Source organism: Streptomyces sp. DSM 15324 (genome assembly GCF_001514285.1).
GTDB lineage: Bacteria > Actinomycetota > Actinomycetes > Streptomycetales > Streptomycetaceae > Streptomyces.
On the sequence record NZ_KQ949025.1, the window covers coordinates 462,149 to 475,422 of the forward strand.

Genomic DNA, 13,274 nt, shown 5'->3' on the forward strand with positions numbered 1-13,274 from the left:
TTAAATAGTGCTCGGATCTGATCGCTCATTTTCGGTCACGATCCGTTCCGAGCATTCTGCCGCGAAGGGGCACGAGTACGCCGTGGTTCCCGTGCCCCGTTCCGTGGCCGTCACGCTGTCATCGCAGCGCCCTGTAGGCCAATCCCTGCGACCGGTTCGATTCGCCGGATCAGGAGGTCTTGACGGTGATGGTGCCGTTCTTGATGCCCTCTTCGGCCTTCTTGATCGCGGCCTGGATGTCGGCGTTGCCGGCGAAGGTCGGGTTGGAGTTCGACACGCTCACGCCGCCGTTCTCCAGGCTGCCGCGGACGACGCCCGTCTCGGGCTTGCCGTCCTCGACCGACTTGGCCAGGCCGTAGACCGCGCCCTGCACGTTCTTCATGGCGGAGGTCAGGATCGAGTTCTTGTACGCCTTGAGCGCGTCCTGCTTGTACTGGTCGGAGTCGACGCCGATCGCCCACACCTTGTTGGCGTTGGCGGCCTTGATGACACCCTGGCCGGACAGGCCGGCGGCGGCGTAGAGGACGTCCGCACCGGCGTCGATCTGGCCGTCGGCGGCGCTCTCGCCCTTGTCCGGGGAGGAGAAGCCACCCTCGGCGGCGGTCTCGGTCAGGTACTGCGACTTGACCGTGACGCCCTTCTTGGTGTCCTCGACGCCCTGCTTGAAGCCGGCCTCGAACTTGTGGATCAGCGGCACGTCCACACCGCCGATGAAGCCCACGACGTTCGACTTGGTGGCCTTGGCGGCCGCGACACCGGCGAGGTAGGAGGCCTGCTCCTCGTGGAAGACCAGGTCGGCGACGTTGGCGGCCTTGATGGTCTCGTCGTCCACGATGCCGAAGGTGGTCTTCGGGTACTTGGCCGCGACCTCCTTGACGGCCGGCGCGTAGGCGAAGCCGACGCCGATGACCGGGTTGTAGCCCGCCTTGGCCAGGCTCTCCAGGCGCTGCACCTTGTCCGCGTCGGACTCGTTGTCCTGCGGCTCGACCGCGGTGGACTTGTAGCCGAACTCCTTGTCGGCCTGCTCCAGGCCGGCGGTGGCGGCGTCGTTGAAGGACTGGTCGCCCTTGCCGCCGACGTCGTACGCGAGCGCGAGGCCCAGGTTGTTCTTGCTGCTCTCCGACGAGGAGGACGACGTGGACGAGCTTCCACAAGCGGAAACGGTCACGGCGAGAGCTGCGGTGGCAACACCCGCAGCCGCGATTCGGGACACCCGGCGCATGGAACGAGACTCCTTTGTGCAAGCGCCCAAACCAGGCGCTGGTTCCGCCGCAGCGTAACGCGCGTAGACCGGGAGGAAAAACCCTTCTGTCCGCTCCGTTATCGAGCTGTGGCCACAGTTGTAGTCCAGGTTACGTACAGCAGAACGCCCCCTGCGGAACGCAGGGGGCGCGTGGGCTGCGAGGACGCCCGGAAGGGCGTACGGGACGGGCGGGGCCGGCGTTACGGCGGCCCCGCCGGGGCGTTACTTGGTGTTGACCGTGACCTTGCCGTCGATGATGTCCTGCTTGGCCTTGTCCACGGCCGCGACGACGTCCGTCATCGCCTTGTACTTCGGGTTGGAGTCGGCGAATCCGACGCCGTCGTTGGAGAGGCTGCCGCGGACCACGCCGGACAGCGGCTTGCCCTCGTGCACCGACTTCACGAGGTCGTAGACCGCGCCGCCGACGTTCTTCAGCGCCGAGCCGAGGATGAAGTCCTTGTACGTGGCGAGCGCGCTCTGGTTGTACTGGTCGGAGTCGACGCCGATGACCCAGACCTTCTTGGCGGCGCCCTCGCTGATCACGCCCTGACCGGACAGACCGGCCGCGGCGTACAGGACGTCGGCGCCCGCCTCGATCTGGCCGCTCGCCGCGTCCTTGCCCTTGTCGGGGCTGGAGAAGCCGCCCTCCTGGGGCGTCTCCGTGAGGTACTGCGACTCGACCTTGATGCTCGGGTTGACCGACTTGGCGCCCTGGACGTACCCGGCCTCGAACTTGTGGATCAGCGGGATGTCCACGCCGCCGATGAAGCCGATGTGCGCCTTCTTGGAGGCCTTGGCGGCGGCGACGCCCGCCAGGTAGGAGGCCTGCTCCTCGTGGAAGACCATGTCGGCGACGTTCTTCGCCTGGACGCTCTCGTCGTCGATGATCCCGAAGGTGGTGTTCGGGAACTTGGCGGCGACCTCCTTGACGGCCGGCCCGTAGACGAAGCCGACGCCGATCACCGGGTTGTAGCCGGCCTGAGCCAGCTGGGTGAGCCGCTGGATCTTGTCCGCGTCGGTCTCGTTGTCCTGCGGCTCGACGTCCCGGCCGCTGATGCCGAACTCCTTCTCGGCCTTCTGGAAACCGGCGTAGGCGGCGTCGTTGAAGGACTGGTCGCCCTTGCCGCCGATGTCGTACGCGAGACCGATGCCCTTGCCCGAGTACTTCCCGGACGACGACGAAGCCGAGTCGTTCGCCTTGGAACCGGTGCTGGACTCACCGCAGCCGGTGGCCGCGAGCGCGATGACCGCGACGGCCACCGCTGCCTGGGAGAATCTGCTCCTCCGAGATATCTGACGCACAGCAAGTACCCCTTCGCATCCCCACGGCGCCGCGACCGGCCCGCTTTCCCCTTGGTGGCGCCGTTCCGGGGGGCTCCCCAACAAGCCGAACCGGGTGGCGATTTCGGCGACAGTAACGCGCGTAGAAGTCGAGGGGAACGGGGTTGCCCGCTCCCGTTATCGATTCGTGCCGACCTTGGCGTGCAAGCGCGTCCTGGGCGTTACGGACGGGTGACACAAGGGGACGAAGAGGAACCTTTCGGTCACCTCGTCGTCCCCCGTGGTCGGATACCGCCTCACGCGTCCCGCGTCGCCGCGTCCAGCAGGGCGGCGGCCGTGAACAGCTCCACGCCCACGGTGATCGCGTGCTCGTCGGCGTCGAAGTCGCCCTGGTGCAGATCGCGCACCGTGCGCTCGCCCGGGGGACGCACGCCGAGCCGGGCCATCGCGCCCGGGACCCGCTCCAGGTACCAGGAGAAGTCCTCGCCGCCGAGGCTCTGCTCGGTGCCCTCCACGGCGTCCTCGCCGCGCCGGGCGACCATCGCGTCGTGCAGCAGGGCGGCGACCGCGCCGTCGTTGACGACCGGCGGGACGCCCCGGACGTAGTTGATCTCGGACTTGGCGCGGTGCAGGTTGGCGACCTCGTCGATCGCCGCCACGACGATGTCCGGGGCCTGCCGCCAGGCCTCGATGTCCAGGCAGCGCACGGTGCCGGACAGCTCGGCGTGCTGCGGGATCACGTTCGGGGCGTGGCCGCTCTCGATCCGCCCCCAGGTGACCGCGAGGCCCGCCCGGGTGTCGACCCGGCGCGCGACCAGCGCGGGCACGTCGGTGACGACCCGGGCCGCGGCGGTGACCAGGTCGGTGGTGAGGTGGGGGCGGGCGGTGTGGCCGCCGGGGCCGTCCAGGGTGATCTCCAGCCGGTCGCAGGCGGAGGTGATGGCGCCCTCGCGCAGCCCGATCAGACCCGCGTCGACGCGCGGGTCGCAGTGCACGGCGATGATCCGGCCGACGCCGTCCAGCGCGCCGCACTCGATGGCGTCGGCGGCGCCGCCGGGCAGCACCTCCTCGGCGGGCTGGAAGATCAGCCGCACCGGGCGCGGGAGGCGGCCCTGCCGGTGCAGTTCGGCGAGCACGAGACCGGCGCCGAGGACGACGGTGGTGTGCACGTCGTGGCCGCAGGCGTGGGCGCGGTCGGGGACCGTGGAGCGGTAGGCGCACTCGGTCTTGGTGTCCGGGATGGGCAGCGCGTCGATGTCGGCGCGCATCGCGAGGACGGGCACGCCGGAGACCGGCTGCCCCTCCTCGATCCCGATGTCACAGATGAGCCCGGTCCCGACGCTGAGGACGCGCGGCTTGAGGCCTGCCTTCTCCAGGCGGGCCTTGATCGCGGCGGTCGTGCGGAACTCCTGGTTGCCCAGCTCCGGGTGCATGTGCATGTCGCGCCGGAAGGCGACCAGCTCCGCACGGAGGGCTTCGGGCAGCGTGCCGGGCAGGGCGGCGCGCTTCGCGGGTTCGGCCTCGGACTCTCGGGACATCAGTTGCTTCACCCTCTGAAGGGTAGGACGCCGAAGCGGTCAACTGACCCGATCAACAAAATTTCAACCTGTTGGAGGAAGAAAAGTTGGCCGCGCGACGCATGGTTGCCGTAGAGGGTGGGTAAACTCGCCGAATTTTCATCTGGCGCCGTCCCTCTTCCTAACCTCACCCATACCATGAGGTGCGGGTGGGGCGCCTGCCGTGTCCACGTTCCGGAATCGTTCATCGGACGTTCGTACGAGCCGCCGCGCGCGCCGGTAGTGTGCGCGCCCATGACCGACCTGGACGTCGACTTCCTGCACGCCGCCCGCACCTCCTACGACGCGATGGCCGAGGCCTACACCGAGGAGTTCGCGGACGGGCTGGAGCACCGGCACCTGGACAGAGCGCTGGTCACCGGCTTCGTGGACCTGGTGAAGGAGCGCGGGGGCGGCGAGCCGGTGGCGGACATCGGCAGCGGGCCGGGGTACGTGACCCGGCGGCTGGACGCGCTCGGGCTGTCGGTGTTCGGGGTGGACGTGTCGCCGCGCATGGTGGCGCTGGCCTCGCGGGCGCATCCGCACCTGCGGTTCCACGTGGGCTCGATGACCGGGCTCGACCTGCCGGACCGCTCCCTCGCCGGAGTGCTGGCGCTGTTCTCCGTGATCCATGTGCCGGACACCGAACTCCCGACCGTACTGCGGGAGTTCCGCCGCGTGCTGGTCCCCGGCGGACATCTGCTCCTCGCCTTCCAGACCGGGCGGGGCGAGGAACTGCACGTCACGGAACGCTTCGGGCACGAGGTCTCGCTGCGGTACTGGTTCCGGGACCCGGAGGTGATGGCGGGGCTGCTGGGGGAGGCGGGCTTCGAGGTACTGGCGCGCGTGGTGCTGGCCCCGGAGGAGGGCCGCCGGTACCCCCGGGCGTATCTGCTGGCCCAGGTGCCCGGCAGATAGCGGGCCGGGGGCGGGGGCCGCTCCCCCGCGCTCGGGGTGCCGCCCCGCAGCTGAGGGGACACGGGACTGCAAGTCCCTGGGGCGGGGGGAACCGCGCCCTGGTGCGCGGGGAACTGCCCCCAGGGGCGCGGGGAACTGCCCCCCAGGGGCGCGGGGAACTCCGCGACCAGCCCCCGCCGGCCGGCAGCCAGAAGGCGGTGCGCGGTTACGGCATCACCGCCGCCAGCCGATGCACGTCCCGCGCCGTCCCGGTGACCCCCGACAGGAAGCCCTGGGCCCTTGGGGACGCGTGTGCCGTCAGCCAGGTGGGGTCGATGTCGCAGACCGCCACGCGGACGTCCGTGCCGGAGAGCGCCAGGGGGAGGGTGTGGACGACGGTCGACGGGAAGCTGAGGACCGTACGGCCGATCGGGCCACGGCGGGCGATCAGTTCCAGGGGGAGGTCGGGGCGGACCACCTCCAGGCCCGTCTCCACGGCCAGCCGGTGGAGTTTGTCCGCGCTCTCGCGGCGGTGCGCGAAGTAGCGGGCCGCGCCATGGGCGCGAGCGAGGGCCCGGACGGCCTCCAGATAGCGGTCGGCGTCCACCACACCGGTCTCGACCAGCGAGGTGCCGACCAGGTCCGCGCCCTTCGTGACCCGCGGCGGCCCGAAGCGGGCCCGGGTCCAGGTGAAGGTGTTGGCGGTGACCGTGACGCCCTCGGGGACGTCCTGGACCGGCATCGCGGAGAAGACCTCGACCCGGGTGTCGGCCGACGGGGTGAGGCGGCGGCGGGCCGAGGAGGAGACCGGGGCGAAGAGGAGGTCGCGGGGGCCGGGCCGGCCGCCCTTGCGGTGCCAGCGCACGAGGCGTTCGCCGCGGGCGAGCTGGCCGACGAACTCCATGGTCGCGGTGCCGTCGTCGACCACGACGAGGTCGGTGGCCCTGGTGATGGACAGAAGGAGCTGGACGTACCGGGAGAACGGGTCGCCCATGACGACCCGCCGGGCCCGGCGCAGCAGCGGGGCGAGCCCGCCGATCGTGCGGAAGGGGGCCGTGGTCCCGCCGCGGGCCTCCTCCCAGCGCACGGCGTGCCCCTCGTCGCGGGCCAGCTCGGCCATGCGCCGCAGCTGTCCGCGGGTCATCGGGTCGGTCGGGGACAGGACGACGAGGGTGAGCTCCGCGCCGGACGCCTCCTGGGCGGGCGACGGAACGGGCAGCTCGGCGTGCCGCCGGTTGTGCGCCCACTCCAGCACGTTCAGGAGCTGCACCGGGCTCTCGACGAAGGCGAGGGTGTGGGGGGTGGTGCCGGTGCCGATGCCGGCGCGGGGGCTCATCCTCGTACGACCGTCCCGTAGTGGTGGGTGTCTCGGGCCCTGGTGGCTCAGACCGCGACCGGCTCGCCCGCCGCCGCGGCGATCTCCGCCTCCGCGACGACACCGCTGACGCGGCGGAGCTTCTTCATGGGGCCGAGCTCGGAGTCGTAGACCTTCTTCACGCCGTCGCCGAGGGAGGCCTCGATGGTGCGGATGTCACGGACCAGGCGCGTGAGGCCCTGGGGCTCGACGGAGGCGGCCTGGTCGGAGCCCCACATCGCGCGGTCGAGGGTGATGTGGCGCTCGACGAAGACGGCGCCGAGGGCGACGGCGGCCAGCGTGGTCTGCAGGCCGGTCTCGTGGCCGGAGTAGCCGATCGGGACGTTCGGGTACTCCGTCTCCAGCGTGTTGATCACGCGGAGGTTGAGCTCCTCGGCCTTGGCCGGGTAGGTCGAGGTGGCGTGGCACATGAGGATGTTGTCGCTGCCGATGACCTCGACGGCGTGGCGGATCTGCTTCGGCGTCGACATGCCGGTGGAGAGGATGACCGCGCGGCCGGTGGCGCGCAGGGCGCGCAGCAGCTCGTCGTCGGTGAGGGAGGCGGAGGCCACCTTGTGGGCGGGGACGTCGAACTGCTCCAGGAAGGCGACGGCCTCGGTGTCCCACGGGGAGGCGAACCAGTCGATCCCCTTCTTCTTGCAGTAGGTGTCGATCTGGCGGTACTCGTCCTCGCCGAACTCCACGCGGTGGCGGTAGTCGATGTACGTCATCCGGCCCCAGGGGGTGTCGCGCTCGATGTCCCACTGGTCGCGCGGGGTGCAGATCTCGGGGGTGCGCTTCTGGAACTTGACGGCGTCGCAGCCGGCCTCGGCGGCCACGTCGATCAGCTTGAAGGCGTTCTCGAGGTCGCCGTTGTGGTTGATGCCGATCTCGCCGCAGATGTAGACCGGGCGGCCGGGGCCGACCTCGCGGGAACCGAACGTGCGCAGACGGGAGTTGGTGCTCATGGCGGAACGTTCCTTACCTGGTGAGGGTGGAGAGGGAGGGTCCGAGGATCCAGCCGGCGATCTCCCGGATCGCGCCGTCGCCACCGGGGACGGTGGTGACCGCGCGTGCGGCGCCGCGTACGACGTCGTGGGCGCTCGCGACCGCCACCGGCCAGCCCACGAGGGCGAAGCAGGGGAGGTCGTTGACGTCGTTGCCGACGTAGAGCACGCGCTCCGGCGCGATGCCCTGTTCCTCGCACCACTGCTTGAGCGCGAGGTCCTTGCGGTCGATGCCGTGCAGGACCGGGAGCTTCAGCTTCCGGGCCCGGGCGGCGACGACCGGGTTCTGTTCCGTGGACAGGATCAGGAGCGGGAAGCCGCTCCTGCGCAGGGCGGCGATGCCGAGGCCGTCGCCGCGGTGGACGGAGACGAACTCCCGCCCGTCGGAGTCGATCAGCACCCGGTCGTCGGTCTGGGTGCCGTCGAAGTCGAGGACGATCGCGTCGATGTCGTCCGCGGTCGGCAGACCGTCGGGGCGGTCCGCGTCGAAGAGGGGGGCGAGGGCGCGGGCCCGGGCGAGGTCGTGCGGGTCGTCGACCTCCAGGACCCGGGCGGGGTCGGTGCGGACGAGTTCCGTACGGCCGAAGAAGCGGTGCCGGTGCTCGCGGAAGCCGGCGGCGTCCATGGCGTAGGCGGCGCCGGTCTCCAGGAAGTCCTGCGGGCGGTCCTGGCGGCGCGGGCGGAAGGACTTGTCGTGGTTGACGCCGTGGCCGCCCTCGCCGCTGTCGTCGGCGTGCCGCCAGACGAAGCCGTGGAAGGGGGCCACGGTGACGGCCGTGTCCGCGCCCTGCTCGACGACCGCGCCGGCGACGCCGTCGACGTCCTCGCGGACCAGGAAGGGGCTGGTGCACTGCACGAGCAGGACGACGTCGACCGGGCTGCCGTGCAGGGCCTCGTGGGCGTCCATCGCGTGCAGGACGGCTGCCTCGGAGGTGGCGGTGTCGCCGGCGATGGCGGCCGGGCGCAGCACGACCTCGGCGCCGGCCTCGCGGGCCGCGGCGGCGATGGCCGGGTCGTCGGTGGAGACGACGACATCGGTGACGAGCCGGGTGGCCCGGCACTCGCGGACGGCCCGGGCGACCAGCGGGACGCCGCCGACGGGGGCGAGGTTCTTCGCGGGCACACCCTTGGAGCCGCCGCGCGCGGGGATCACGGCGAGAACGCGGCGCCCCGCTGGGGAGTCGGACATGGGGGCTTCTCCTAGCGGTGAAGGACGATCACTCACGCCGCTCCCTCCCGGGAATGACGACCGAGCCCGATGACGGGGCCGGGGCGACGGACGGGCACGGCGGCGGACCTGCAGCTACGGGCGGGCGCGGCGGCGGACCAGCGGCCACGGGCGGGCGCCGCGGCGGACCAGCGGCCACGGGCGGGCGCCGCGGCGGACCAGCGGCCACGGGCGGGCACGGCGGCGGACCAGCAGCTACGGGCAGGCACGGCAGCCGACCGGCAACCACCGCCGGGCACGGCGGCGGACCCGCGGCCACGGGCAGGCACGGCAGCCGACCGGCAACCACCGCCGGGCACGGCGGCGGACCGGCAACCACCGCCGGGCGCGGCGGCGGACCAGCAACCACCGGCAGGCATGACGGCGGCCCCGCAGCCGCTGGCCGAGTCGCCGGCCGACCCGAGCCTGCGAGGCGGCGCCGCGGCAGTCCCGGGACACCGGGCCGGCCTGGCGGCGGGCCGCAGCCCGCACGCCGACGTCACGGCAGACCCCGGACACCGGGCCGACGCCACCGCGGAACCCCGACACCGGGACGACGCGGCACCGGACCCGAGCCCGCAGGACGCCCCGGCACCGGACCCGAACCCGCAGGACGCCCCAGCACCGGACCCGAACCCGCAGGACGCCCCAGCACCGGACCCGAACCCGCAGGACGCCCCAGCACCGGACCCGAACCCGCAGGACGCCCCAGCACCGGACCCGAACCCGCAGGACGCCCCAGCACCGGACCCGAGCCCGCAGGACGCCTCGGCAATGGACTCGGACCCCGGGCCAGGGCAGTTGGAGGGCTCGGCGGCTCGTGTTCCGTCGGCCGCCGGACGGCCCCCGCTCACAGCTCCCCCATGCGGCGGATCACGGGGGCCACTCGCTGCACCCCGTGCCGGTAGGCGCCGCGTGCGGCGCGGCGGACGATCTGGCGGACCGGGCCGGGGTCCTTGTCGGAGGCGGGGGCGCCGGGCAGCGGGCTGCCGTCGGGGCCGAGGTGGTGGCGCGCGAGGATGCCGGGCAGATAGCCGGGCGCGGTGGCGGGCGTGTACCAGGGGGTCAGGGGCGGCAGGCCGCCGGGCCGGTCGAGCAGCTTGGCGATGCGCTCACGGGCGGTGTCCCAGGAGGAGGCGTACGAGCCTGCCCCGGAGGGGGTACCCCCGGCCGCGACGCCCTGCCGGGCGATCCACTCCTCGTCGGGGGCGGGCCGGTGGCCGGCGTCGAGCTGGTCCCAGGAGGCGAGACAGCCCGAGCCGACGAAGTGGTGGTTGCCGAGGGCCTCGCGCACCCCGAGGTCGCTGAGGACGACGGTGGGGACACGGCGGTGGAGGGACTCCAGGGCCGCGGTGGAGCTGATCGTGACGAGCAGGTCGGTGCGGTCGAGGACCTCGCCCATGTTGCCGTACACCAGACGGAAGTTGGCGGGCGGGTCGAGCCGCTGGACCAGCTTCTGGTAGGGCAGTTCCTCGATGTGCGTGGTGTGTTCGCCGGGCTGGGAGCGCAGTTTCAGCAGCACCTCGCGCTCGGGGTGCAGCCGGGCGTGCCGGACGAGCCGGTTCAGCAGGTACGTACGGTCCTTGCGGCTCTCCGGTACGGAGGGCTGCGCGGCGAAGACCACCGTGTAGGGGTCGTGCTCGCCGGTGTAGGCGGCACCGCCGAGGAACGGCAGGGCGACCTCGGTCACCGAGGAGGAGTCGGCGCCGACCCCGTCGTAGACCGCGCGGAACCGTTCGGCGTCCTGGCGGGAGTTGGCGAGGACGAGGTCGGCCCCGTGCCGCAGCAGCAGGCCGTCGGCGAGCTTCTCGTAGACGACGCCGACATAGCCGGTGACGACGACGGGGCGGTCGGCCCGGCCCTCCCAGACCCGCTTCAGGCCGTGCAGGACGGCCTGGACGCCGCCGCCGACGAGCGCGAGGACGAGGACGTCGTACGACTCCTGTGTCATGGCGCGCAGGAACTCGACGGCCGTGACCTCGCGCAGGGAGTCGGCGTGCACGCCGACCTCGGCGAGCTGACGCGGGGTGGGGGTGGCGCGGCCGCGCAGGAGGTACCCGTCGAGGACGGGGACGACCGGGTCGGCTTGCACCCCGCTTCCGGATCCGGGCACGATCCTGGAGGCGGTCAGCGCACCCCATTTCCATCGGGTGTCGGAGTCCGCGAGGACGGCAATCCGTGGGGGGTTCGCACTACTTGCTGGCACGCCGAAGACGCTAGAAAGCAAAACCCAGGGTTGGCCCAACCTCGATTCAACGAAAAGTTAACAGCAGCCCACCGGTGGCCGAACTGGGCCCGCGGGAGCCGCCACGCACGCCCGGTGCACCATTCCGACACATTGAGTTCACCGCCCGTCTCCGCAACGGAAAGTTCCGTTGTCGGGGGCCCTCCTAGGATTTCGCCGTGCCAAAGCTTTCCGTGATCGTGCCGTTCTACAACGTCCAGCAATACGCGCCGGACACCCTCAGAAGCCTTCGTCTCAACGCCCGCCCGGACTTTGAGTTCGTACTGGTGGACGACGCGTCGAAGGACGAAACTCCGGCCATTCTCGAACGGGCCGTCGAGGAGCTTTCCGAGGTCGCCCGGGTGCGTTACGTCCGCCATGAGGAGAACGGAGGCCTGGCCACCGCGCGCAACACCGGACTCGACGCGGCGAGCGGCGAGTACCTGACGTTCCTGGACGGCGACGACTGGCTGGCGCGCGGGTATCTGACCGAGCTGGTCACCGCGATCGAGACGCTGGGCTGCGACGTCGTCCGGACGGACCATGTGCAGGCCACCGGCCGGGCCCGCACGATCGTCCGGCATCCGCTCGGGCGGCGCGAGGAGGTGCTGAGTCCGCGGGAGGCGATCCTGCCGGTCGACCGCTCCACGTCCGTCGACTACGCCTACGCCTGGGCCGGCGCCTACCACCGCCGCCTCCTCGACCGCGGGCTGCTGCACTTCACGCACGGGCTGCGCACCGCCGAGGACCGGCCGTGGATCTGGAAGCTGCACCGGGAGGCGGAGTCGTTCGCGGTGCTGAACCTGCACGGCGTCTTCTACCGCCGCGGGGTCGCCTCCTCGCTCACCCAGATCGGCGACGCCCGTCAGCTCGACTTCATCCGCGCCTTCGACCAGGTGATCGAGGAGACCGCCGGGGACCGGGAGGCGGACCGGCTGCTGCCGAAGGCGGTGCGCACCTACTGCGCGATCATCGCCCACCATCTCGCGGAGATCGACAAGTTCGAGCCCGCCGTGGCCAAGCAACTGCGCACGATGAGTTCGGCGGCCATACGGCGGATGCCGCAGGAGCTGCTCACCGACGTTCTCGACACCATGGACCTGCGCCGCTCGGCCAAGCTGCGGCGGCTCAGGCGCCAGATCACCAGCGCGAAGGCGGCCGCCTGATGGCACGCACCACCGGACAGACCACCCAGATCTTCTGCGCCTCCACGCTGTACGGCGCGGCCACCCTCGCCGCCGCCCTGGACGCCGGCTGCTTCCCGGCGGCCGGGCGGCGGCTGTTGCTGGTGTGCAACAACGCGACGAACCCGGAGACCTCCCCGGCTCTCGACGAGATGCCGGGCTTCGCGCCCCTGCGCGACCGTTTCGACGAGGTCCTGTCCTGGAACGAGGCGATCAGCCCCTTCCACCCGGGCGCCTGGACCCCGCGTCCCGACGACGTCCCGCTGTTCGAGCGGTACCTGCGGCTGCTGTGGGGGCTCGGCACGGATCGGGTGGCGATCGTCCTGGAGTCCGTCCAGGTCAACCCGGCGCAGGCGATCGCCCAGGTGTTCCCGGGCGCGCCGATCGAGGTCTACGCCGACGGCCTGATGAGCTACGGCCCGACCCGCAACAAGCTCGACCCGCTGATCGGCACCCGGGTGCGCCGGCTGCTCCACCTGGACCTGGTGCCGGGGCTCGTACCGCTGCTGCTCACCGAGTTCGGGGTGCCCGCCGGTACGGTTCCGTCGGCCGCGTTCCTGAAGGTGCTCGGGCAGGTCGCCGACGCCGTACCCGGCCTGCCGCCGCTGCCGGACGACTCGGCGCTGCTGCTCGGGCAGTACCTCTCCGCGCTGGACATCATGTCCGCGGACGAGGAGGAGGACCTGCACGTGCGGATGATGCGGGGGGCGGTGGCGCGGGGCCACCGCTCGGTCGTGTTCAAGCCGCATCCGTCCGCCCCGGCCCGCTACAGCCGGACCCTGGAGACGGAGGCGGCGAAGCTGGGGGTGGACCTCACGGTCCTCGACGTGCCCGTGCTGGCCGAGGTGCTGTTCCAGAAGGCGCGGCCCGCGCTGGTCGTCGGCTGCTTCTCGACCGCGCTGTTCACCGCGTCGGCGTTCTACGAACTGCCGGTGGCGCGGGTCGGCACCGGGCCGCTGCTGGACCGGCTGACGCCGTACCAGAACAGCAACCGGGTGCCGGTGGTGCTGGCGGACGCGCTCCTGCCGGACCTGGAGGAGAAGGACGAGATCATTTCGGCGGATCTGCTGAGCGGACTGCTCGCCTCCGTCGGATTCGTGATGCAGCCGCAGATTCTTTCCGGTCTCCGTCCCGAGACGGAGAATTGGCTGCGCACCCATCTCGGCCCGCGCACCCAGCGTTACTTCAAGCGCAAGCGGCTGACTTCCCTCGGGCTTCCGGGCGGTATCCCGGAACGGCTGGCGTTCCTTCCGCACAACTCCACGGCCCGCCGGGTGGTACGGCGGGCGAAGGCCCTGCGGAAGGCGATCAAGCGGTGATA

The 13,274-nt window shown here is 71.7% G+C and carries 10 protein-coding genes; 3 read left to right on the forward strand and 7 right to left on the reverse strand.

The window, feature by feature from the left end:
* Positions 1–169: 169 nt before the first annotated feature.
* From AQJ58_RS12380 to AQJ58_RS12390, 3 genes are all read right to left on the reverse strand, one after another.
* A complete protein-coding gene (locus AQJ58_RS12380) occupies positions 170–1,222 on the reverse strand; it encodes a BMP family lipoprotein (RefSeq protein WP_067248809.1) in 1,053 nt (350 codons plus the stop codon).
* A 243-nt stretch (positions 1,223–1,465) separates the two neighbouring features.
* Positions 1,466–2,503 carry a BMP family lipoprotein gene (locus AQJ58_RS12385; RefSeq protein ID WP_079078884.1) on the reverse strand — a complete coding sequence of 346 codons (1,038 nt, stop codon included), beginning with the start codon at positions 2,501–2,503 and terminating at the stop codon, positions 1,466–1,468.
* Between the two features lie 317 nt (positions 2,504–2,820).
* Positions 2,821–4,062: an amidohydrolase gene (locus tag AQJ58_RS12390; RefSeq protein WP_067248811.1), complete on the reverse strand. Its 1,242-nt coding sequence runs from the start codon at positions 4,060–4,062 to the stop codon at positions 2,821–2,823.
* 273 nt (positions 4,063–4,335) lie between these two features.
* Between AQJ58_RS12390 and AQJ58_RS12395 the strand changes: the two genes are divergently transcribed.
* Positions 4,336–4,998: a class I SAM-dependent DNA methyltransferase gene (locus AQJ58_RS12395; protein WP_067248814.1), complete on the forward strand. Its 663-nt coding sequence runs from the start codon at positions 4,336–4,338 to the stop codon at positions 4,996–4,998.
* A 205-nt stretch (positions 4,999–5,203) separates the two neighbouring features.
* On the opposite strand, the gene AQJ58_RS12400 is transcribed toward AQJ58_RS12395, so the two are convergent.
* The 4 genes from AQJ58_RS12400 to AQJ58_RS12415 all read right to left on the reverse strand — a co-directional run bounded on the left by AQJ58_RS12400 (position 5,204) and on the right by AQJ58_RS12415 (position 10,751).
* The gene (locus AQJ58_RS12400) at positions 5,204–6,313 is read right to left on the reverse strand and encodes a hypothetical protein (protein ID WP_067248817.1); all 1,110 of its coding nucleotides are present in this window, start codon (positions 6,311–6,313) and stop codon (positions 5,204–5,206) included.
* 47 nt (positions 6,314–6,360) lie between these two features.
* Positions 6,361–7,299, reverse strand: coding sequence for an N-acetylneuraminate synthase family protein (locus AQJ58_RS12405; RefSeq protein ID WP_067248820.1), 939 nt, complete (start codon positions 7,297–7,299; stop codon positions 6,361–6,363).
* Positions 7,300–7,312: 13 nt separating this feature from the next.
* Positions 7,313–8,527, reverse strand: coding sequence for an N-acylneuraminate cytidylyltransferase (locus tag AQJ58_RS12410; RefSeq protein ID WP_067248822.1), 1,215 nt, complete (start codon positions 8,525–8,527; stop codon positions 7,313–7,315).
* A gap of 868 nt (positions 8,528–9,395) precedes the next feature.
* On the reverse strand, positions 9,396–10,751 hold the full coding sequence (locus tag AQJ58_RS12415) for a DUF6716 putative glycosyltransferase (protein WP_079078885.1): 1,356 nt from the start codon (positions 10,749–10,751) through the stop codon (positions 9,396–9,398).
* 197 nt (positions 10,752–10,948) lie between these two features.
* Here AQJ58_RS12415 and AQJ58_RS12420 point away from each other — a divergent pair, with 197 nt between their 5' ends.
* Together AQJ58_RS12420 and AQJ58_RS12425 are read left to right on the forward strand one after the other, a co-directional pair.
* Positions 10,949–11,935, forward strand: coding sequence for a glycosyltransferase family 2 protein (locus AQJ58_RS12420; protein WP_067248827.1), 987 nt, complete (start codon positions 10,949–10,951; stop codon positions 11,933–11,935).
* Entirely contained in the window at positions 11,935–13,272 is a 1,338-nt protein-coding gene (locus AQJ58_RS12425) for a polysialyltransferase family glycosyltransferase (RefSeq protein WP_067248830.1), read from the forward strand. The genes AQJ58_RS12420 and AQJ58_RS12425 overlap by 1 nt, the downstream gene beginning before the upstream one ends.
* Positions 13,273–13,274 lie beyond the last annotated feature (2 nt).